The organism is Schumannella soli, from assembly GCF_006517435.1.
In the GTDB taxonomy this organism is placed as follows: domain Bacteria; phylum Actinomycetota; class Actinomycetes; order Actinomycetales; family Microbacteriaceae; genus Schumannella; species Schumannella soli.
Genome location: NZ_VHQG01000002.1, coordinates 243,035 through 263,834, shown reverse-complemented (window position 1 = coordinate 263,834; position 20,800 = coordinate 243,035). Strand labels below are relative to the sequence as shown.

Sequence of the window (20,800 nt, the reverse complement as noted above, 5' to 3'; positions counted from 1 at the left end):
TGCCGGATCGACTACGCCGCGCCGCGCACCTCGGCGAGCGTCGGGTAATCCGTGTAGCCCTCGCCGGTCGCACCGTAGAAGTGCTCGGGGCGCGGCTCGTTGAGCTCTTCGTCGTGCTGCCAGCGGTGCACGAGGTCGGGGTTGGCGATGACCGCGCGGCCGACGGCGACCGCGTCACCGTGCTCCGCGTCGAGCAGCGCGAGAGCCGACTCGCGGGTCGTGACGGTGGCGAATCCGGTGTTCACGATGAGCGGGGCGCCTGCGGTCGTCCGGATGGTCTGCACGAGCTCGGAGGCGATGTCGGCCTGCAGCACGTCGACGAAGGCGACGCCGAGCGGCGCGATGCCCGCAGCCACCGCGGTGTAGGTGGCGAGCGCATCCGCGTCGTCCTCTTCGAGGGCGCCCTGGATGTTGTGCTGGGGCGAGAGGCGGATACCCACCCGGTCGGCGCCGATGGCCTCGGCGACCGCGGTGACGACCTCGACGGCGAAGCGGGCGCGGTTCTCGGGCGAGCCGCCGTACTCGTCGGTGCGCTGGTTCGAGGCCGGCGAGAGGAACTGGTGCACGAGGTAGCCGTTGGCCCCGTGCACCTCGACGCCGTCGAGTCCGGCCGCGATCGCGTTGCGCGCGGCCTGCACGTGCTGTGCGACAGCCTGCTTCACCTCGTCGTGGCTGAGCTCGTGCGGAACCGGCATCGCGACCTTGCCCTCGGGGGCGTGCGCCTCACCCGGGGCGGCGAGCGCCGACGGCCCGACGATGCGCGGGGTGGCCGAGATCGACGGGTGCGAGACGCGGCCGCCGTGCATGAGCTGCATGACGATCGTGCCGCCCTCGGCGTGCACCGCGTCGGTCACGCGACGCCATCCGGCGATCTGCGCGTCGGTCTCGATGCCGGGCTGACCGAGGTAGGAGCGCCCCTCCTGCACCGGCCAGGTGCCCTCGGTGATGATCAGACCGAGGCTGGCGCGCTGGCGGTAGTGCTCGACCAGCAGGTCATTGGGGATGCCGTGCTCGCCCGCGCGGGTGCGCGTGAGCGGGGCCATGACGATGCGGTTGCGGAGGTGGAGGGCGCCGAGTTCGGCGCTGTCGAAGAGCTTCACGCGAGATCCCAACCCGGCGCACGGGTCGCCGTATTCCGCGACCTCGCCGACACACCCGACGCACCCGATGCATCCGACGCTCAGTCAGCGCCGAGGACCTCGCGCGCGACGCCGAGCGCAGTCATGGCCTTCGGCCAGCCGGCGTAGAAGGCGAGGTGGGTGATCGCCTCGATCAGCTCGATACGGCTGACGCCGTTCTCGACCGCGCGACCGAGGTGGAATCGCAGCTGCGCCGCATCCCCGCCGGTCACGAGCGCCGCGACCGTCACGAGACTGCGGTCGCGCGCACTCAGCCCGTCGCGGTTCCAGACGTCGGCGAACAGCACGTCGTCGGTCAGCTCGGCGAGCTTCGGCGCGATGTCGCCGATGCCGGCACGTCCCCCGCCGACCTGCCGCGGCTGCTCGGAGGCGCCGGGTCGCTCCGGCCCGCTCACCGCGCTCCTCCCTCGAACTCGGCGTCGGTGACGTGCTCCGCCCAGACCGTGGTCGTCGCGGGGTCGTCGGCGAGCTCGAGCAGCGCGAGATGCTCCATGAACGTGCCCTGCGCCGAGGCGTGCCAGTGCTCCTGACCTGGCGGCGTGTAGAGCGTGTCCCCCGCGTGCAGCTCGACGATCTCGCCGTCGCGCGTGCCGAAGCGGGCGATTCCGGCGGTGACGTGCAGGAACTGGCCGCGCGCGTGCGAATGCCAGGCGGTTCGGGCTCCGGGCGCGAAACGCACGCGGGCGAGCGTGGCGCGCTGGTCACCGTCGCGGGGCGCGATGATCGGGTCGACCCAGACGTCGCCGGCGAACTGCTCCGGCGGGTTCTTCGTCGTGGGGCGGGCGGGTTCGATGTTCATGGATGCTCCTTCCGCGGCGCACGCTACGCCGTCGCGGCCGCGGCTGAGAGGCTCCGTCGGTACACCCCTCAGCAGAACCTCCCTCGTCGCGCCCCGACCCAGTGAGATGTGACCATGCACACACGCACTCTCGGACAGGGCCTCGAGGTCTCGGCGATCGGACTCGGGGCGATGGGGATGTCGCAGAGCTACGGCCCGAATCCCGGCGATCGCGACGACATGATCGCGGTGCTGCGCGGCGCGCTCGACGTCGGCGTCGCCTTCATCGACACGGCCGAGGTCTACGGACCCTTCGTGAACGAGGAGCTGGTCGGCGAGGCGCTCGAGCCGATCCGCGACCGCGTCGTGATCGCGACGAAGTTCGGCTGGCGTCTCGACCACGGCCGCTCGGTCGGGCTCGACAGCCGCCCCGCTCAGATCCGCGCCGTCGCCGAGGCCTCCCTGCGACGCCTGCGCACCGATCGGATCGACCTCTTCTACCAGCATCGGGTCGACCCGGACGTGCCGATCGAGGATGTCGCGGGCACCGTGGGCGAGCTGATCGCCGAGGGCAAGGTGCTGCACTTCGGACTGTCGGAAGCGTCGGCCGCGACCATCCGCCGGGCGCACGCGGTGCATCCGGTCACGGCTCTGCAGAGCGAGTACTCGCTGTGGACGCGCGATCCCGAGGGTGAGGTGCTGCGCACGCTCGGCGAGCTCGGCATCGGCTTCGTGCCGTTCAGTCCGCTCGGCAAGGGCTTCCTCACTGGTGGCGTCGATGCGTCGACCGCGTTCGGCGAGGGCGACATCCGCGCGACGATCCCTCGGTTCTCGACCGAGAACCGCACCGCGAACCAGGTCATCCTCGACGAGGTGCGCGCGCTCGCGACCGCCCGCGGAGGCGCTCCAGCGCAGATCGCGCTGGCGTGGCTGCTCGCGCAGCGCCCGTGGATCGTGCCGATCCCGGGCACGCGCCGACTCGAGCGCCTCGCCGAGAACGCCGGCGCGACCGAGGTCGCCCTGTCGGCCGACGAGATCGCGCGCCTGGATGCGCTGGCCGGCATCCTCGGCGTCGCCGGCGACCGCTACAACGCGTCGCAGATGAGCTTCGTCGACCGCTGATCGCGGAGAGTCCCGGAACACAGAAGAGCCCCGCCGAAGCGGGGCTCTTCTGTGGTGTTCTCGGTGTCTCCGATGGTGGACCCAGGGGGATTCGAACCCCCGACCTTCTCATTGCGAACGAGACGCGCTACCAACTGCGCCATGGGCCCGGAACTCGAAAAGCCTAGCATCCCGATCGGGCGCCGCCGACCATCCGCAGCCCTGCAGACCGCCCGATCAGACCGCCTCCCGCTCCAGCGCCGGCTCGAGCCTGAAGATGCGCAGCTCGCGCTGGGCCGTTCGCTCGTAGCCGCGGTAGCCGGGCCAGTTCGCCTCCAGTTCGGCCCAGACCTCCTCTCGGCGATCCTCGGCGACGAGCGACGCCCGCACGGGAATCGTCACGAGGTTGATCGTGATGGCGGCGTCGGGATGGGCGAACAGGTTCGCGGTCCAGGCGGGATGCGCGGAGCGCGCGAAGTTGCTGCCCGTCACGTACCAGCCGCCGCGCGTCGGACAGCACATGAGCTTGACCGAGCGCCGCTCGCCGCTGCGGGCGCCCGTCGTGTGCAGCTCGAGCGAGGGGACGATGAGTCCGCTCGAGATCACGCGGCCGCCGGTCGCGACGGTGAGCGCCCTCTCGAAGCCGGGCATGACGCTCGGGCCGACCGTGCGGAACAGCTTCGTGCGCGAGAACCAGGCGACGGCGGGACGGAGAGCGCGAGGGAGCATGCCGTCATCCTCCCCCGCGCACCGCGCCGACCACAGCCGCGCCGACCGCAGTCCCGCCGACTACAGCCGCTGCTGTCGCGACAGCACCGTCTGGATGATGACGACCACCGCGAGGAAGCCGCCGGAGACGATCGACTGCACCGACGAGGTCAGCGATCCGACCTGGTTGATGATGTTCTGGATCACGCCCAGCAGCAGCACGCCGGCGAGGGTGCCGATGAGGGATCCCTTGCCGCCGGTCAGCAGGGTTCCGCCGATGACGACGGCCGAGATCGCCGACAGCTCCATGCCGACGCCGACGACCGGCACACCCGACGACGTGTAGGCCGCGTTGAGGGCTCCGGCGAGCGCCGCCATGATGCCGCTCAGCACGTAGACCGACATCTTCACGCGCGCGACCGGCAGACCCATGAGAGTGGAGGCGTTCTCCGAGCCGCCGACCGCGACGACGCCCTGGCCGGTGCGCGAGCGGGTCAGCAGCACGATCCCGATCACCAGCAGCACGAGGCCGATGATCACCGGCCACTCGATGCCGGCGAGGCCGCCCTGGCCGATCACCTTGAGCACCGGATCCGTGATGAGCGGCGTCGTCGATCCGCCGTTCGTGATGGCGAGCACGATGCCACGCACGGCCAGCAGGCCGGCGAGCGTGACGATGAACGGCGCCATGCCGCCCCAGGCGACCAGAGCTCCCTGGATCGCCCCGATCAGCGCGCCGACGACGAGCGGCACGACCAGCGCCGCCACCCATCCCCACTGCGAGGCATAGGCGGCGAGCACACCGCCGAGGGCGAACACCGAGCCGACCGAGAGGTCGATCCCGCCGGTCACGATCACGAAGGTCATGCCGATGCCGACGATGAGCAGGAACGACGACTGCAGCAGGATGTTGGTCAGGTTCGTCGCGGTGAAGAACGTCGGGAACGAGAACGACGCCACGATCACGACGATCACCAGCACGATCGGCGCGCCGAAGGACTGCACCGCCCCGACCGCACGCTCGCGGGCGAGCTGCGACGACGACGCGGGGCCCGCGCTGGGCTCGATGGCGGTCATTTCGTGAAGACCTTTCCACGCTGGATGTAGACGGCGACGACGATGATCGCGGCCTGGATGATCTGCGAGTACGCATCGGGCACGTTGTGCTTCACGAGCGTCGCGGTGATGATCTGCAGCAGCAGGGCGCCCGCGACCGTGCCGGCGATCTTCACCTGGCCGCCGCTCAGGGGCGTTCCGCCGACGACGACCGCGGTGATCGCCGACAGCTCGATCAGGTTGCCGATCGTCGAGGGCACCGACGCCGCGAGACGCGCGGTGCCGATGATGCCGGCGACCGCGGCGAGCACCGCGCAGACCAGGTAGATGACGAGAAGGATGCGCTTCACCGGCAGGCCGGCGAGCTCGGCGGCGCGGCGGTTGCCGCCGACGGCGACCAGCTGCTTGCCGAAGGTCGTGCGGTTCACGAGCACCGCGATGATCGCGACGAGCGCCGCCGCGATGAGCACGGCCCACGGCACGCCGAACACGGTGCCGCGGCCGAGCGCGAGCACGCTCGGGTCGATGACGGGGCGCAGCTGCTCTCCCGCAACGAGCAGCGCGAGGCCGCGGCCGGCGACCATGAGCGACAGGGTCGCCACGATCGGCTGCACGCCGACGAAGGCGACCAGCACGCCGTTGGTGAGACCGATCACGAGCGCCGCGACGAGCGCGATGATGAGCGCCGGCACGAAGCCGTAGCCGATGTAGAGCGGCAGCACCGCCGCGGCCATCGCCATCGACGCGCCCACCGACAGGTCGATGCCCTCCGTGCCGATCACGAGCGCCATGCCGAGCGCGACGATCAGCACCGGCACGACCTGCACGAGCTGGGTGCGCAGGTTGTCGACCGTGAAGAAGTTCGGGGTGACGAGCAGGTTCGCCACGAGGATCAGCACGATCGCCAGGTAGACGCCGTACTTCTGCAGCAGGGCCAGGCCCGCGCCCTGGCGGGGCAGCCGGATGGTCACCGAGCTCATGCGGGCTCCTCCGTGTCGGTGGTGGTGGATGTCGGCTCGTCCGCGCCGACGACCGAGGCGGCGCCGTCGCCGGCGATCGCATCCAGCAGGTGCTTCTCGTCGACCTGGTCGCCGGTCAGCTCGGTCACGACCTGACCGTCGCGCAGCACGACAACGCGGTCGGCGCCCTCGACGACCTCCTCGAGCTCGCTCGAGACCAGCACGATCGCCAGTCCTTCCTTCGCGAGCTCGTCGATGAGCGCCTGAACCTCGGCCTTCGCACCGACGTCGATTCCGCGGGTCGGCTCGTCGAGCAGCAGCACCTTGGGGCTCATGGCGAGCCAGCGGGCGATCATGACCTTCTGCTGGTTGCCGCCGGAGAGCTCCGAGACGGCCTGGTCGGGGCTCGACGCCTTGATGCGCAGGCGCTTCATGAAGACGTCGACAACCGCATCCTGGTTCTTGCGCGAGCTGAATCCGGCCTTCGACAGGCGCGGCAGCGCGGCGAGCACGATGTTGTCGCGCACCGAGAGGCCGGGGATGATCCCCTCGGCCTTGCGGTCTTCGGGCAGCATCACGATGCCGGCGCGGATCGCGGCGGGCACGGAACCGGAGCGCACCGTCTGCCCGTCGATCACGACCGAGCCGCGGTCGAGCTGCATGACCCCCGAGATGCCCTTGAGGGTCTCGGAGCGGCCGGCTCCGAGCAGTCCGCCGAGGCCGACGACCTCGCCGGGGCGGATGGTGAGGCCGACGCCGTCGATCTGGTGGCGGCGGCTGAGGTCGGTCGCGGTCAGCACCGGGGTGGCCTCGCTGACGTGCGAGTCCTCGCTGAACGAGGTCGCGCCGCCCTTCGCGACGGCGTCGACGCTGCGGCCGAGCATCTTCGAGACGAGCTCGACGCGGGGCAGCTCGGCGAGATCGCCGACGTGCACCACCTTGCCGTCGCGCAGCACGGTGACCTTCTCGCAGACGCGGTAGATCTCGTCCATGCGGTGGCTCACGTAGACGATCGCGATGCCCTCGGCCCGCAGCATCCCGATCACGCGGAACAGCGTCTCGACCTCGGCGGTCTCGAGCGACGAGGTCGGCTCGTCCATGATCACGACGCGGGCGTTGATGCTCACCGCGCGGGCGAGGGCGACCATCTGCTGAACGCCGAGGGCCAGGCTGCGCAGCGGGCGACGCACATCCACCTGGATGCCGTAGGTGCCGAGCAGTTCGCGCGCGTCGGCGTACATGCGGCGGTGGTCGATGAGTCCGAGGAAGCCGCGCGGTTCGCGGCCGAGGAAGATGTTCTGCGCCACCGACATCAGGGGGATCAGGTTGACCTCCTGGTAGATGGTCGACACCCCCGACTTCTGCGCGTCGAGCGGGCGGGCGAAGCGCACCGGCTCGCCGTGCAGGGCGAGCTCGCCGTCGTCGGGCTGGTAGACGCCGGTGAGCACCTTGATCAGCGTCGACTTGCCGGCGCCGTTCTCGCCCATGAGGGCGTGCGCCTCGCCGGGCAGCACCGTGAAGTCGATGCCGTCGAGGGCGGTCACGCCCGAGAAGCGCTTCGAGACGCCGCGCGCCTGCAGCACCGGGGTTCCGGCGGATGCGCTGCTGACGTCGGCGCCGGCCGGATTCGAGGTGGACGACTCCGTCACGACCTCACCTTTCTTCCTCGGGTCGGGATGCTCCTCGCGGGGCGTCCCGGGTTCGGGTGCGGTTCGGGCGACGTGCGGGGATGCCCGAGCCGACCGCGCACGGGAGCCGGCCCGCCGCATCCGCCTCGCCCGACGCCGTCGGAACGACGGGGCGAGAGGATGCGACGAGCCGGCTGGGGATCAGAAGGCCCCGTCGACCTTGCTGGCGGCGTTGTCGGGGTCGTACTCGCCGTCTTCGATGATGATGTCCTGGCCGACCGGGTCGCCCGCGAGGAACGACTTCAGGGTCTTGAAGGCGAGGGGTCCGAAGCGGGGGTTCGACTCGATGACGCCGTTGTACTGTCCGGCGACGATCTGCGACACGGCGTTCTTGGTGCCGTCGATCGAGTAGATCTGGATGTCCTTGCCGGGGGTCTTGCCGGCGGCGATGATCGCGGCCTGAGCGCCGAGGCCCATCTCGTCGTTCTCGGCGTAGATCGCGGTGATCTCCGGGTTCGACTGCAGCAGCTGCTCGGTCACCGACTGGCCCTTGTCGCGGGCGAAGTCACCGGTCTGCTGGGCGACGATCTCGATGCCCGATCCCTTGGCTTTGATCTCGTCGACGAAGCCCTTGGTGCGGTCGGTGGTCACGCCGTTGCCCGAGGCGCCGAGCAGGATCGCGACCTTGCCCTTGCCGCCGGTGCCCTTGATGAGCTGGTCGGCGGCGCGCTTGCCCTGCTCGACGAAGTCCGATCCGAGGAACGAGACGTAATCGCTGCAGGCCTCGGCGTTGAGCTTGCGGTCGATCGTGATGACCGGGATGTTCTTCGCCCGGGCGGCCGACAGGGCCGGCTCGAGGCCGTCGCTGTTGAGGGGCGCGACGATGAGCACGTTGGCGCCCTGCGAGATCAGGTCCTGGATGTCGCTGATCTGCTTCGACAGCGTCGACTGGGCGTTGGTCGAGATGAACTTCTTGACGCCGACCTTGGCGGCCTCGTCCTTGATCGACTGCGTCTCGGCGATGCGGAAGGGGTTGTCCTCCTTCTCCGACTGCGAGAAGCCGACGACGGCGTCCTTGAGGTCGATCTTCTCGCCCTTGTAGGTGGCGAGGTCGCAGGTCGGGCCGTCGCTCGCCTTGACCGTCTGCTCGCTGGAACCCGACGACGAGCCCTTCGTGTCGGTGCCGGTGTTGGTGCAACCGGTGAGGATCAGTCCGACCGTCGCCGCGAGGCCGACGGCGGCGACCAGGCTGCGCGAGGTGCGCTGGAGTGCCATGGGAACCAACTTCCTTGTTGATGTGACTGCCGGGTTGGCGAGAGCGGCGTGGATGCCGATCCGCTCAGAAAGGAACATGAAATCTCAGAAGAGAACGTGTCCGGGGCGATTGTTCCAAAACCGTGTTCATAAGTCCAGTGGCCGGTATCGCCGTTGCCGTTTCGCAACCGAAACGACCCGGGAGCGTCGATCGACAGGCCCGCATCACGGCACCACAGTCACGGCGATGCCGGCCGCGGAGAGCGCGGCGGTCGCCTCGAGCGGCGAGGCGTGGTCGGTGATGAGCCGGTCGATCGAGCTCGGCGCGAGGGTCTGGATCGCGGCGCGCTCGCCGAACTTGGTGTGGTCGAGCAGGGCCACCACCTGGTGACCGGCGGCCGCCATCGCGCGATCCGACTCGGCCACCGTGAGGTTCGGGGTCGAGACCCCGAACTCGGGATCGATGCCGTTACCCGACAGGAAGGTGAAGTCGGCGTGCAGCCCGCGCAGCATCCGCGTCGTGCCGTCGCCGACGAGGGCGCGGATGCCCGCGCGCAGGGTCCCGCCGGTCACGACGACCTCGTTTCCGGGCGAGTCGACGAGGATGTCAGCGACCAGCAGCGAATTCGTGAAGACCGTCAGTCCGGCGCGGCCGGCGAGAGCGCGCGCGAGTTCGGCCGTCGTGGTGCCGGGACCGATGACGACCACGTCGCCCTCGCCGACGAGCTCGGCGGCGGCCCGGCCGATCGCGGCCTTGGCTTCGGCGGCCTGCCCGACCTTCTCCGACCACGGTGACTCGCGCAGCGGCTGGCCGCTGACGGCGCCGCCGTGCGAGCGGGTGAGCCGGCCGATCGAGTCGAGATAGTCGAGGTCACGGCGGATCGTGACCGCCGAGGTGTCGAGCAGCTCGGCGAGCGCGCGGATCGACACGGCACCGTCCCGGTGCACGGTCTCGAGGATGAGCTGCCGTCGCTGCGCTGCGATCACGGAGTCAGCGTACACAAACCTGTCCGAAACAGATCACTTCTGATCGTTTCAGCTCCCGACCGCCGCACGAGGACGCGGGATGACGAGACCACGCCCCGGCGTCGGCCCGGGCGTGTCGATGCTCACTCGGTGGCGAGCGAATCGCTTCCGTCGAGGTTCGGAGCGGCGAAGCGCACGGTCAGCTCACGGCGCTCCTCGGCATCCCGACCGGCGCCGGCGGTCTCGAGCACGCGGTACACGGTGGCCCGCGAGGTGCCCATCTCCTGCGCGATCTCGCGCACGGTGGCCCCCTGCTCCTTCATCATGATCACGCGCTCGACGTTCGTCGACGACAGCGCGCGGGGTCGACCGCCGACGCGACCGCGCGCACGGGCCGCGTAGACGCCGGCCATCGTGCGCTCGCGGGTCAGGCAGCGGTCGAGCTGGGTGAAGGCGGCGATCGTCGCGAGGAGCGCCTCTCCGCCATCCCCCGAGGTGTCGAGCCCCTCGGCGATCGTGGCGACGCCCACGCGGCGCTTGCCGAGCAGCTCGAGCAGCGCGAGCACCGACGACATGGTCGACCCGAGGCGGTCGAGACGCCAGACCACGAGCGTGTCGCCGGGGCCGACCTCCTCGAGCGCCGAGGTCAGCTCGCCGCGGATCGGGGTCGAGGTGTGAGCGCTGACGTCTTCGAAGACGCGGTCGACCTGCTTCGTACGCAGCAGGTCGCGCTGGAAGTCGGCGTTGTGCTCGAGAGGGCCGACCCAGATGTATCCCACGCGCGTCATGGGGGCGACAGTAGCACCGCCGACTCGGCGAATCCGAGGCGCCGGCCGCCCCGTCTTTTCGGGGCAGAACGGGGTGTGATCAATCCCGATCACGAGGGATCGGAAGTGATCGCGATCGGCCCGCGCAGGCCGGTCAGGGCTGGCGTCGCAGCAGCCGCCACTCCCCCGCGGAGGCGTGCACGGCGTCGGGCAGATCGCGCTCGAACACGAGCCTGTCGTGCAGCCGCGACGGCCTGCCCTGCCAGAACTCGACCGAGCGCGGCACGACGAGCCAGGCGCCCCAGTGCGGCGGACGGGGAACCGCATCCACCCCCGCGAAGCGCCGTTCAGCATCGGCGACGGCCCGTTCGAGCTCGGCGCGATCCGCCGCCGGCTGCGACTGCCGGCTCGCCCAGCCGCCGATCTGCGAACCGCGCGGCCGGGTCGCCCAGTAGCCGTCGCTCAGCTCGGGCGGGGCCGGATGCGCGACCCCGTCGACGATGACCTGACGGCGCAGCGCGTACCAGGGGAAGAGCAGGCTGACCCGCGGCTCGAGCGCGAGAGCCCGGCCCTTGCGCGAGAGGCCGTTCGTGACGAACTCGAGCGCCGGGCCGTCAGGGCCCGCGAGCCCCTTGAGCAGCACCGTGCGGCTGCTCGGCGCGCCGTCGGAGTCGACCGTGCCGAGCACCATGGCGTTCGGATCGGGCAGCCCGGCCGCCTCGGCGTCGGCGAGCCAGCCGCGCAGCTGCGTGAAAGGATCTCGCGCGATCGTCGACTCGTCGAACGGCGGACCGTCGTAGTCGTCGTGCCGTGCGAGCGAGTCGGTCATCAGCCCGCGGCGCGACGGCGGCGCAGCACCTCGTCGAGGTCGAGGCCGGAGCGGTCGACGTCGCCGACGACGCCCATCGACGACCAGCGGCTCGGCGCTGCGGCCGGGGCGGCGTTCGGCGCGGCGGCAGCGGACGCCGCGGGACGCTCGGCGCGCGCTGCCGGGGACTGCTCGGCAGCCCGCGACGGGAAGGCGACGACCTCGGGCTCGGTGTGGGCGGCGCGGAGGCGACGCTCGGCCTCGGCGGCCGCGGCACGCATCCGACGCTGCGCGTCGACGCTCGGCTCGGCGAGCTGACGCTGCGGCGTGCCGATGTAGAGCGGCTTCGGCACGGGGACGGGGGTCCAGCCCGACGCGACACGCGGAGCCGCGCTCTGCTCCATCGCGAAATCGCGCAGCTGCTGTCGCGTGGGGGTCGCGGAGTCGGCGAGACTCGGAGCGGCCACCCGGCGTCGCGCGAGCGTGCGCAGCGTGCCGATCGAGGTGGCGGCGACGAGGCCGGAAACGACGAGCACCGTCCATCCCGCCACGGTCGCACCCCCGGTCGCGAGCACGAGTCCCTGCACGGCGACGACGACGAGACCGGCGAGCATCCCGGTCGCGCTGATCAGACGCACCCGACGCAGACGACCGCGGCTGCGGCGAGCGCTCACGATCTGCGGCGACTCCTTGCGGCGCTCGGCGGCCAGCTCGGCCTCCTCGCGGGCGACACGCTGGCGGTCCTGCTCGCGCATCAGGCGCGCCTGGTGGGCGACATCGCGCGCCGTCGCCTCGAGTCGCACCTCCTCCGGCGTCTCGGCCGCCTCGGCCATGACGCGGATCGCCTGCTGCAAGCGCGCGGCGTTGCGCTCGGTCGCGAGGTACTCGCGGCGGCGGGTCCAGGTCGGGATGAGGTACGCGAACCAGAGCAGCGCGGCGACGGCCACCATGAGGGCGGTGCCGAGGCCGGTGAGTTCCATGACGGGAGAGTACGGGCGCGGTGCTGTGGCTTCGGTGAGGCGCGCGGGCTTCAACCTGAGGTTGAGGGATACCCCCGTTCAGGGGACGTCCGCGACTCCCCGTCGCCGCGACGCGTCGACCCGACTAGCCGAATCGGAGCGGCCGCTGAGCCGCGAGTCGATCCTCGTCGGGAACCCGGCCGGCCGACGCCGGAACCCGCCCCTCGCGCCAGCGGCGCAGCACGCCCTGCGGGAGCTCCTCGACCGTCAGCGCGAAGCAGAAGTGATCGCGCCAGTCGCCGTTGATGTGGATGAAGCGCCGCCGCAGCCCCTCGTAGCGGAAGCCGAGCTTCTCGACGACGCGCAGGCTCGGCGCGTTCTCCGGCCGGATGCAGATCTCCATGCGGTGCAGCCCCAGGCCGAAGAAGCAGTGATCCGTCGCGAGGGCGACCGCGGTCGGCGTCACCCCCCGACCCGCCGCGCGCTCGGCCACCCAGTAGCCGATCGACGCCGACGACAGCGAGCCGTAGCTGATGCCCGAGACGTTGAGCTGTCCGACGAACTGATCGTCGACGTCGATGGCGAAGGGGATGCCGCCGCCAGCCCGCGCATTCGCGAGCAGCGAGCGGATGCTCGAGCGGGTGTCGGTGGTCACCGGACCCAGCGGGTTCGTGGCCTCCCACTGCCGCAGCCAGGCGCGGTTGCCGATCAGCTCCGCCTCGAGCGACCGCGCGTCGCGCAGGCGCAGCGGCCTGATCGTGACCGCGCCGTCACGCAGCGTGGGGATCGCCATGTCGTCGCCGGCGTCCTCAGCCCTCGAGACCCTGCGCGAAGTCGCGCAGCCAGGGGCGCAGCTTCGGGCCGAGGTCGTCGCGCTCGGAGGCGAGCTGCACGATCGCCTTGATGTAGTCGAGCTTGTCGCCGGTGTCGTAGCGGCGGCCGCGGAAGACCACCCCGTAGACGCCGCCGAGGTCGGGCTCGACCGCGAGCTCGAGCAGCGCATCCGTCAGCTGGATCTCGCCGCCCTTGCCCGGAGGGGTCTGCTCGAGGATCTCGAAGACCTCCGGGCGCAGCACGTAACGGCCGATCACGGCCAGGTTCGACGGAGCCTCGCCCTGCGGGGGCTTCTCGACGAGTCCCGTGATGCGCACGACATCGTCTTCGTCGGTCGCCTCGACGGTCGCGATGCCGTAGAGGTGCGTCTGCGCCGGGTCGACCTCGAGCAGCGCGACCACGGTGGTGTGGCGCTGCTGCTGCACGTCGATCATCCGGGTGAGCAGCGGATCGCGCTCGTCGATGATGTCGTCGCCGAGCAGCACCGCGAAGGGCTCGTCGCCGACGTGCATCTTGGCGCGCAGCACGGCGTGGCCGAGACCCTTGGGGTCGCCCTGGCGCACGTAGTGCACGTCGGCGAGGTCCGTCGAGTGCTTGACCTTCTCGAGCTTGTCGACGTCGCCCTTGGCGGTCAGCACCTGCTCGAGCTCGCCCACGCGGTCGAAGTGATTCTCGAGGGCGGTCTTGTTGCGACCCGTGACCATGAGCACGTCGTTGAGGCCGGCGCCGACGGCCTCCTCGACGACGTACTGGATCGCCGGACGGTCGACGACGGGGAGCATCTCCTTCGGCATCGCCTTGGTCGCGGGGAGGAAGCGCGTTCCGAGTCCGGCGACGGGGATGACGGCTTTCGTGATGGCCATTCGCCGATGCTATCGGGCCGCGGCCGCCACGCCGCCGAAGTCGACGTGGAACACCGAACTAGAATCGGGTCGTGCCCGACGACATCGACCAGGCCAAGCGCGCCCTGCGCGCCGAGCTGCGCGAGCGCCGCCGCATCCGCACCTCGACCGAGCGGACGCAGGACGAGGCCGCGCTGACCGCGAATCTGACCGAGCTGCTGCACCGCACCGGCGCCCGCTCGATCGCCGCCTACCTCTCCACCCCCGACGAGCCGACCACGCGCGGGTTCCTGCGCGACGCCGATGCGGAGGGTGTGCGCATCCTGCTGCCGATCTCCCGCGCCGACGGCCTGCTCGACTGGGCCACCTACGACGGAGCCGAGGAGGACGAGGACGTGCTCGGCATGCCGACGCCGACGAGCGAGCTGCTGAGTCCGCTGGCGATCAACGAGGTCGACCTGATCCTGGTGCCGGCGGCGAGCGTCGACCGGCAGGGCATGCGGATGGGATGGGGCCGCGGCTACTTCGACAAGACCCTCGGATCGGTCGAGGGCTGCCCTCCCGTCTATGCTGTGATCTTCGACGACGAGCTCGTCGACACCGTGCCGAGCGAACGGCACGACGTGCCCGTCGACGGGGTCGTGACCCCGGGCGGCATCACCGAGCTCCGCCGTTCCTGAACCGTCTCGCTCCGCTTCCGTCGCATCCCGAGGTCTTCCGTGCCCACGTACTCCTACCGCTGCACCGAGTGCGGCAACGCCTTCGACATCCAGCAGGCGTTCACCGACGACTCGCTCACGGTCTGCCCGTCCTGCGGCGGAAAGCTGCGCAAGCTGTTCAGCGCGGTCGGCGTCACGTTCAACGGCTCGGGTTTCTACCGCACCGACAGCCGCAGTAGCGTGAAGTCGGGCAGCAGCTCGTCGCCTTCGACCTCGTCGTCCTCCGGGTCGTCGTCGGGATCGTCGAGCTCCTCGTCCTCGTCGTCGTCGGGCGGCTCGTCCTCCGGGTCGAGCGGATCGTCGTCGTCGGGTTCCTCCTCCAGCTGACCCGGCTTCGGCCGGGTCTCCCCTCCCCCGTGGAAAGGTCCGGCATGCTCAAGGGATTCAAGGACTTCGTCCTTCGCGGCAACGTGATCGACCTCGCCGTCGGTGTGGTCATCGGATCGGCGTTCACCGCGATCGTCACCGCCCTGGTGAACGGCATCTTCAACCCCGTCATCACTCTGCTGTTCAACGCGGACGACCTGAACAGCGCCGGCATCACGCTGCGCGAGAAGGCGGGCGACGTGCCCGCGGTCGTGCTCTCCTGGGGATCGGTGCTCGCCGCGGTCATCCAGTTCCTGCTGATCGCGATCGTGGTCTACTTCGCGCTGATCACGCCGATGAACTACCTGAAGAAGGTCTCCTTCACGAAGAAGAAGGAAGAGGAGGCGCCGCCGGCCGACGAGCCGCCGAGCGAGATCGACCTGCTCGTGCAGATCCGCGACCTGCTGTCGTCTCAGAACTCGGCGCAACGCGGGGCCGACGACCACCCGCCCTACGACAGCGGTGCGCCCGAGGCGAAGCCGGTGAGCTGACACCGACGGCGTCACGTCACGACGCGTCACGACGAAGGCCCGGGAGCTGATGCTCTCGGGCCTTCGTGCTGTCTGCCGCGGGTCCGTCGTGCCGGAGGCGGGTATCAGTAGTGCGGCGGCTTCTCGGCGCGCATGCGGGCGTCGTTCTCGGTTCCGCTGCCGCGCGGCGGTTCGGGGGCCGGATGCGGATCGCTGCCGGCCGGCGGCGCGGTCGTCACGCGACGGCGACGACGAGCGCTGACCGGAGGCGCACTCGCGTTCCCGGACCCATCGGCCTCGCGCGCATCCTCGTCAGGAGCGTCAGCCAACGACCGCGATCTCCTCGGTGATCGGCCCGCCCGTCTCCACGCCGGCGAGGCGCGCCACCCGGTCGGCGACGCCGTCCGGGTCGGCGAAGAGCTCGAAGGCGTGCACGCGCGCGTAGTGCCAGCCGAGTCGGCGCAGCACCTCGGGGCGCAGGCGCAGCGACTCGCGCAGACTGCGGCCGAGCAGGGCGGCGTCGGTGTCGATGACGACGCAGGTGCCGCCGTTCGCGACGACGAGTCCCAGCTTGCTGCGGTGGCCGAGCGAGACGCGCAGCCCGCGCTCAGCGAGCCTGCGGGCGAGGTCGACGAGCATGGGATCGCTGGCATCGACCTGCGGCGGGTCATCGCGGCGGTCGGCGATCTCGTCGAGGATCTCAGCGAGCGCGACGGCGCCGTGCTGCATGCGCCCCTCTTCGACGTCGGCCGGGCGGAAGCAGGTGACGATGAGCAGCGAGCGGCGCGCCCGGGTCATCGCGACCGCGAGCAGACGCTCTCCGCCGGGTCGGCCGAGGGCGCCGAAGTCGCTCAGCACGCGCCCGTGCGGGGTGCGGCCGTAGCCGAGGGAGAAGATCACGCGGTCGCGGCTCTGCGCCAGGGCGCGGTCGATCGTCGTGACGGCGAAGGGCTCCGGGCGGTCGCCGAGCAGCGCATCCGTCAGCTCGGGCCGCGCCGCGACCGCGGCGAGCACGGCCTGCTGCACGCGTACGGCGTGCCGCTCGTTCGCGGTGACGACCATGAGCGACTCGCGCGGGCGGCTCGTGACGTGCTCGATCACGAGATCGACGACGCGGTTGACCTCGGCGTCGACGCTCTCGACGGCGCCGGTGACCGTGTCGGGCAGCCCGGTGCCGTTCTCGACGTAGTCGAGAGCGAGCGAGTTGTGACCGAGGAACGACCCGGCCCACGGCAGCGAGTCGATGCGGCCGCCGTAGAACTTGCGGTTCACGAGCTCGGCGAGGTCGTCGCCGCCGGCCCGGTAGCTGCGGGTCAGCGACAGCACCGGCAGCAGCTCGGAGAGCTGAGCCAGCGCCGAGCGGCCGTGCAGCTCGTCGACGTCGAAGGGGGCCGTGCGCGCCGGGTCGTCGGGCTGCAGCACCGCGGTCGTGAACGGCGACGGGGTCTGCGTGACCGGGTCGCCGACGGCCACGATCTGCTTGGCGCGGCGGATGGAGCCGAGGCTCTCGGCCAGGGTCACGGCGCCGGCATCCACCAGCACGACCGCGTCGAAGGCGAGCTCGTCGCTGATGCCCGGCACCTCGTACGGCGAGGCGAGCCAGACCGGCGCGACCACGCGAGCGAGGTGCGGTGCGGCGCGGTTCAGGGTGGATGCCGAGATCGCCCCACCGCGCAGCGTGCGCTTGAGCGCGTCCGCCTCCTCCGGCCAGTCGAGCAGCCCGATCTTCCAGTCCTCCGCGAGCTGCCAGGCGAGCAGCTGCGCGCTGCCGGAGGCGTGGGCCTCGTCGACCAGACGGAAATCGGCCTCGAGACGCTCGAGCACGCCGGTGTTCGCGCCGAGCAGGGCGCGCTCCGACTCGAGCAGGCCGTCGAGCGCCGAGCGCCACCAGGCGAGCTCGAGCTCGGCCGCGACCCGCTCCTCGGGCACATGCCGCTGAGCGAGATCGCCGAGGAAGACGTCGAGTTCGAGGTGGCGCAGGGTCGACAGCAGCTCGCTGCGCTCGGTGATGCTCTCGAGCACGTCCGACTCGGCGGCGAGACCCTCGACGAGAGACCCGAGCTCGTCGATCGGCAGGGTCGCGAGCCGCGTGTCGCCCGAGCGGTCGAGCGGGATGTCGAGCTCGGCCAGATCCTGCGAGACCTGCTGCCAGGCGACCTGGACGTCGGCGATGCCGACCGGCACCTCGGGCGTGACGCCGGCGGCGACGTAGCGCTGCCACAGCATCCGCTGCTGCTGCACCCGGGTCAGGGCGTCGTGCAGATCGCCGACGTGCATGCCGGGGCGCACGTACTCGCGGGCGAGGGCCTTCAACCGGCGGCGGTTGCCGCTCGACATGGTCGGCGACTCGCGGCGCGGCGCGGTCGCGGCGATCAGCTCGCTCAGCGAGCGGTCGAACACCGAGGGCTGGAAGCGGTCGAGCGTGTCGCGCAGGTCGGTCAGCAGCTTCAGGTACGTGCCGAGCTCGGCCACCGACTCGAAGGGGCGCATGCGGGTCGAGCCGATGAGCTCGCCGGCGCGCACCAGCAGCCGCGGCAGCTCCTCGTCGTGCAGGCGCTGCGCGACGGTGTGCGCGCGCTGGGCGGCCTCGCCGTCGGCGAAGCTCGCGCCGTACCAGGGCGAGTCGTCGGGGCCGTAGCGGAACTCGCCGAGGCGGGCTGCATCCACCATCGTCTGCGCGACGGTCGAACGATCGAGCGCGAGCGCCTCGACCGTCGTGCGCGGCAGTCGGGCGGAGGTCGACGGAGGATCGGGCAGCAGCGCGAGGCGCGAGAGCTCGGTCACGCAGTCGAGCACCGAGACGCCCAGAACCCCGTCGGGCCGGCCGAGGGCGCCGCGGTAGTCGATGAGAACCCCGCGCAGGCGCACGAGCGCCTCGTCGATGTCGCCGAGCCCCGGCTTCTGGGCCTTCTCGTTGCGGGTGATTGCGGTGATCACGTCACGGCGCAGCGAGCGCGGCGTGACCGTGAGCCCCGTGAGGCCGACCTCGGCGACCCGGTCGGCGATGCCGTGCAGGGTCGCGCGGCGCGGGCTGACGACGAGCACGCGCTTGTTCTGCCTCACCAGGGCGCCGATCGCGTTGACAATCGTCTGGGTACCGCCGGTGCCCGGCATGGTCTTGACGACGAGCGAGTTGCCCGCCTCGATCTGAGCGATCACGCGCTCCTGCTCGGCGTCGGCGTCGAGCAGGAGCGTGTCGGTCGAGGGGTCGCGACGGTCGGGGTCGCTCGGCTCGACGGCCGCGTTCGCCTCGCCCAGCGCGTACTTGGCGCTCGCGTTGCCACCGAGCGCGTCGAGCACCGGATGCGTCAGGTCGGCGGCGTCGGCGAGCAGACGGTGCGAGACGTCGGCGAAGGTCGAGACCACGAGCCGCGGCGCGACCGAGAAGTCGCCGAGGTGACCGGTGAGGCCGCGCAGCTGATCGATGACCGCGTTCGGCTTGAAGGTGCCGGCCGCGTCGGTCAGCGCGACGAAGGCCGCGGCGTCGAGCGAGATGCCGAACTGCTGCTCGAGCGCGCGGGCGAAGGCCGGGTTGAGCGCGGGGCCGCCGCGCAGCTTGAGCTCGAAGTCGCGTCCGGCGCGACGGATCGCGAGCGGGCGCAGCAGGATCGGGCCGCCGTACTCGACTCCGCCGTTGGTCCAGCGGGCGATGCCGATGCCGAGGCAGACGGCGTCGATGCCGCGGGTCGTCGAGAGCTCGAGGCCCTTCGCGGCGATCTGATCGGCGGCGACGCGGGCCGAACGCAGGGCGACGTCGTCGCGGATGAGGTTCGACAGCAGGGTCGGGGCGCCCGTGATGAATCGGGCGAGGCCGCCGGGATGCGTCGTGCTCAGCTCGATGCGGGTCGAGCGCGCGTCCACGAAATGCAGCAGCGGCGAGCGCCCGCCGACCTCGGCGAGCTCGTCACGCCAGAGCGTCCAGCTCGGCTGCGCGACGTTGCCCGAGGCCCAGTCCTCTCCGCCGACGCCTAGGGCGTGGGGAGCCGTCAGCTGGGGCTCGGCGCGCACGTCGCCGTCGTCGTCCGCCACGAGAGCACCTCGTCGATCAGCTGGCCACACACGGGTCACGATAGGGCGACTCACCCGCGAATCCGGGGATCCGCGGCCGCAAGTCGCGATTCGCGATATGCCTCGACCCTATCCCCGGCCCGGGGACGCCGCCGGGACGACCCGCTCATGACGACGGCGCCGCATCCCCTCGTGCGGGGATGCGGCGCCGTCGTGTCGTGCGCGGTGCGCGCGATCGAGGTCAGCCCTGCTGGGCGATCGCGAACTGCACAGCGCCGGCGTCGTCGACGCTGGCATCGAGCACCTTGTCGTCGAGCACCATCACGGCGCTCTCGCCGAGGAAGACCTTCGCCCCGTCGGACTCGACGACCGAGTCGGTGGGCTCGGGCACCTCGGTGATCGAGACGGCGAAGTCGACGCCCTCGGCGCCGCCCGCGTCGATGCGCAGGCCGCCGTCCTCGACCTCGGGGTTCTGGGCGATGAGGGTCTTGACCACGGTGCTGGCCGCGGGAGTCATGGTGAGCATGGTCACTCCATTCGGTTCCGTATGGATCGTGCGTTGCGTATCGGATCGGCGCGCATCCACCGCCCTCATCCGCGGTCGCGGGGTCGGCGGACGGGAACGCGTCGTCGAGTCGGCCACGATTCCGAAACCGCCCTCACCGGGTCAACGCGATGGAGGTCTCTCCCAGGCGGCTCGCACGAGACGCGGACGTGGCGCACCGTCTGGACGGCTCGGGGCAGCGCTCTGCGCGTTGCCTGTGCGCGCCGCCGCCCGACGGGGATTGGCTAGACAAACTAGCGACCGGCGGATTGAATGCCAGACGATGACAGGCGGACGCGTGGAGCGGATCTCGGGCTACTGGTACGGCGAGCAGGACGCGCCGACCAGCGTCGACGTGCTCAACGCGCTGCGCCGCTATCGCTCCGCCGAGGTCGCCATGCGCCGACGCACCCGCGCATCGATGGGCATGGGCGAGACCGATCTGCTCGCGCTGCGCTTCCTGCTGGAGGCCGGCCGACGCGGCGAGATCGTGACGCCGAAGGAGCTCGCGGCCCGCCTCGACATCTCCTCCGCCTCGACCACGGTGCTCATCGACCGGCTCGTCAAGAGCGGGCACGTGCGCCGCGACCCGCATCCCAGCGACCGTCGCTCGATCATCGTCGTCGCGACTCCGTCGAGTGACGACGAGGTGCGCCACACGCTCGGACGTATGCACGAGCGAATGCTCGAAGTCGCCGAGTCGCTGACGCCGCAGCAGTCCGAGGCGGTCGTCGAGTTCCTGACGCGGATGCGCGAAGCCGTCGAGGCGATCGACGCCGAGTAGTCGGCGCTCGTCGCCGGATCGGCTCCACGGACGGACCGGGCGGACGGTGTTCGCGGGCTGTTCACCGTGATGTCCGCGCATGCACTTGCGAACTCGCTCGGCTAGTTACT

At 71.1% G+C, this 20,800-nt stretch carries 22 protein-coding genes and 1 tRNA gene; 5 read left to right on the top strand and 18 right to left on the bottom strand.

From position 1 onward, the window contains the following. Nucleotides 1–11 precede the first annotated feature (11 nt). The 3 genes from FJ657_RS06965 to FJ657_RS06955 form a co-directional block, all read right to left on the bottom strand. On the bottom strand, nucleotides 12–1,100 hold the full coding sequence (locus FJ657_RS06965; RefSeq protein ID WP_141162978.1) for an alkene reductase: 1,089 nt from the start codon (nucleotides 1,098–1,100) through the stop codon (nucleotides 12–14). A gap of 80 nt (nucleotides 1,101–1,180) precedes the next feature. Next, nucleotides 1,181–1,534, bottom strand: a complete 354-nt coding sequence (locus tag FJ657_RS06960; protein WP_141162977.1) for a carboxymuconolactone decarboxylase family protein — start codon at nucleotides 1,532–1,534, stop codon at nucleotides 1,181–1,183. Next, nucleotides 1,531–1,938: a (R)-mandelonitrile lyase gene (locus tag FJ657_RS06955; protein WP_141162976.1), complete on the bottom strand. Its 408-nt coding sequence runs from the start codon at nucleotides 1,936–1,938 to the stop codon at nucleotides 1,531–1,533. Before FJ657_RS06955 ends, FJ657_RS06960 begins: the two co-directional genes overlap by 4 nt. A gap of 114 nt (nucleotides 1,939–2,052) precedes the next feature. Here FJ657_RS06955 and FJ657_RS06950 point away from each other — a divergent pair, with 114 nt between their 5' ends. After that, nucleotides 2,053–3,039 (top strand): aldo/keto reductase, encoded by a 987-nt coding sequence (locus FJ657_RS06950; RefSeq protein ID WP_141162975.1) that lies wholly within the window; start codon nucleotides 2,053–2,055, stop codon nucleotides 3,037–3,039. A gap of 73 nt (nucleotides 3,040–3,112) precedes the next feature. On the opposite strand, the gene FJ657_RS06945 is transcribed toward FJ657_RS06950, so the two are convergent. The 12 genes from FJ657_RS06945 to galU form a co-directional block, all read right to left on the bottom strand. Then, nucleotides 3,113–3,188 (bottom strand) — tRNA-Ala (locus tag FJ657_RS06945). Between the two features lie 67 nt (nucleotides 3,189–3,255). Further along, nucleotides 3,256–3,747 (bottom strand): nitroreductase family deazaflavin-dependent oxidoreductase, encoded by a 492-nt coding sequence (locus FJ657_RS06940; RefSeq protein ID WP_141162974.1) that lies wholly within the window; start codon nucleotides 3,745–3,747, stop codon nucleotides 3,256–3,258. 60 nt (nucleotides 3,748–3,807) lie between these two features. Continuing rightward, nucleotides 3,808–4,803, bottom strand: coding sequence for an ABC transporter permease (locus FJ657_RS06935; RefSeq protein WP_141162973.1), 996 nt, complete (start codon nucleotides 4,801–4,803; stop codon nucleotides 3,808–3,810). After that, on the bottom strand, nucleotides 4,800–5,762 hold the full coding sequence (locus FJ657_RS06930; RefSeq protein ID WP_141162972.1) for an ABC transporter permease: 963 nt from the start codon (nucleotides 5,760–5,762) through the stop codon (nucleotides 4,800–4,802). The genes FJ657_RS06935 and FJ657_RS06930 overlap by 4 nt, the downstream gene beginning before the upstream one ends. Beyond that, on the bottom strand, nucleotides 5,759–7,390 hold the full coding sequence (locus tag FJ657_RS06925; protein ID WP_255447195.1) for a sugar ABC transporter ATP-binding protein: 1,632 nt from the start codon (nucleotides 7,388–7,390) through the stop codon (nucleotides 5,759–5,761). Before FJ657_RS06925 ends, FJ657_RS06930 begins: the two co-directional genes overlap by 4 nt. Before the next feature lie 180 nt (nucleotides 7,391–7,570). Beyond that, entirely contained in the window at nucleotides 7,571–8,644 is a 1,074-nt protein-coding gene (locus FJ657_RS06920) for an ABC transporter substrate-binding protein (RefSeq protein ID WP_141162970.1), read from the bottom strand. A 204-nt stretch (nucleotides 8,645–8,848) separates the two neighbouring features. Further along, the gene (locus FJ657_RS06915; protein WP_181408904.1) at nucleotides 8,849–9,610 is read right to left on the bottom strand and encodes a DeoR/GlpR family DNA-binding transcription regulator; all 762 of its coding nucleotides are present in this window, start codon (nucleotides 9,608–9,610) and stop codon (nucleotides 8,849–8,851) included. A 122-nt stretch (nucleotides 9,611–9,732) separates the two neighbouring features. Continuing rightward, the gene (locus FJ657_RS06910) at nucleotides 9,733–10,377 is read right to left on the bottom strand and encodes a recombinase family protein (protein WP_141162968.1); all 645 of its coding nucleotides are present in this window, start codon (nucleotides 10,375–10,377) and stop codon (nucleotides 9,733–9,735) included. Nucleotides 10,378–10,510: 133 nt separating this feature from the next. Next, entirely contained in the window at nucleotides 10,511–11,185 is a 675-nt protein-coding gene (gene pdxH / locus FJ657_RS06905) for a pyridoxamine 5'-phosphate oxidase (protein ID WP_141162967.1), read from the bottom strand. Continuing rightward, nucleotides 11,185–12,144, bottom strand: a complete 960-nt coding sequence (locus FJ657_RS06900; RefSeq protein WP_141162966.1) for a hypothetical protein — start codon at nucleotides 12,142–12,144, stop codon at nucleotides 11,185–11,187. Before FJ657_RS06900 ends, pdxH begins: the two co-directional genes overlap by 1 nt. A 124-nt stretch (nucleotides 12,145–12,268) precedes the next feature. Further along, nucleotides 12,269–12,916: a GNAT family N-acetyltransferase gene (locus FJ657_RS06895; protein ID WP_141162965.1), complete on the bottom strand. Its 648-nt coding sequence runs from the start codon at nucleotides 12,914–12,916 to the stop codon at nucleotides 12,269–12,271. A gap of 16 nt (nucleotides 12,917–12,932) precedes the next feature. Next, a complete protein-coding gene (gene galU / locus FJ657_RS06890; protein WP_141162964.1) occupies nucleotides 12,933–13,820 on the bottom strand; it encodes a UTP--glucose-1-phosphate uridylyltransferase GalU in 888 nt (295 codons plus the stop codon). A gap of 71 nt (nucleotides 13,821–13,891) precedes the next feature. Between galU and FJ657_RS06885 the strand changes: the two genes are divergently transcribed. The 3 genes from FJ657_RS06885 to mscL are packed head-to-tail and all read left to right on the top strand — an operon-like array spanning nucleotide 13,892 to nucleotide 15,375. Further along, nucleotides 13,892–14,479: a 5-formyltetrahydrofolate cyclo-ligase gene (locus tag FJ657_RS06885; RefSeq protein ID WP_141162963.1), complete on the top strand. Its 588-nt coding sequence runs from the start codon at nucleotides 13,892–13,894 to the stop codon at nucleotides 14,477–14,479. A gap of 39 nt (nucleotides 14,480–14,518) precedes the next feature. Next, nucleotides 14,519–14,845, top strand: coding sequence for an FmdB family zinc ribbon protein (locus tag FJ657_RS06880; protein WP_141162962.1), 327 nt, complete (start codon nucleotides 14,519–14,521; stop codon nucleotides 14,843–14,845). Nucleotides 14,846–14,889: 44 nt separating this feature from the next. After that, nucleotides 14,890–15,375, top strand: a complete 486-nt coding sequence (gene mscL, locus FJ657_RS06875) for a large conductance mechanosensitive channel protein MscL (RefSeq protein WP_141162961.1) — start codon at nucleotides 14,890–14,892, stop codon at nucleotides 15,373–15,375. A 104-nt stretch (nucleotides 15,376–15,479) separates the two neighbouring features. On the opposite strand, the gene FJ657_RS06870 is transcribed toward mscL, so the two are convergent. From FJ657_RS06870 to FJ657_RS06860, 3 genes are all read right to left on the bottom strand, one after another. Continuing rightward, on the bottom strand, nucleotides 15,480–15,683 hold the full coding sequence (locus FJ657_RS06870; protein ID WP_141162960.1) for a hypothetical protein: 204 nt from the start codon (nucleotides 15,681–15,683) through the stop codon (nucleotides 15,480–15,482). After that, nucleotides 15,676–19,383, bottom strand: a complete 3,708-nt coding sequence (locus FJ657_RS06865; protein ID WP_255447194.1) for an AAA family ATPase — start codon at nucleotides 19,381–19,383, stop codon at nucleotides 15,676–15,678. Before FJ657_RS06865 ends, FJ657_RS06870 begins: the two co-directional genes overlap by 8 nt. Nucleotides 19,384–19,603: 220 nt before the next feature. Then, the gene (locus tag FJ657_RS06860; protein WP_255447193.1) at nucleotides 19,604–19,879 is read right to left on the bottom strand and encodes a Fe-S cluster assembly protein HesB; all 276 of its coding nucleotides are present in this window, start codon (nucleotides 19,877–19,879) and stop codon (nucleotides 19,604–19,606) included. 310 nt (nucleotides 19,880–20,189) lie between these two features. Between FJ657_RS06860 and FJ657_RS06855 the strand changes: the two genes are divergently transcribed. Beyond that, nucleotides 20,190–20,690, top strand: a complete 501-nt coding sequence (locus FJ657_RS06855) for a MarR family winged helix-turn-helix transcriptional regulator (RefSeq protein ID WP_141162958.1) — start codon at nucleotides 20,190–20,192, stop codon at nucleotides 20,688–20,690. The last annotated feature ends 110 nt before the right edge of the window (nucleotides 20,691–20,800 follow it).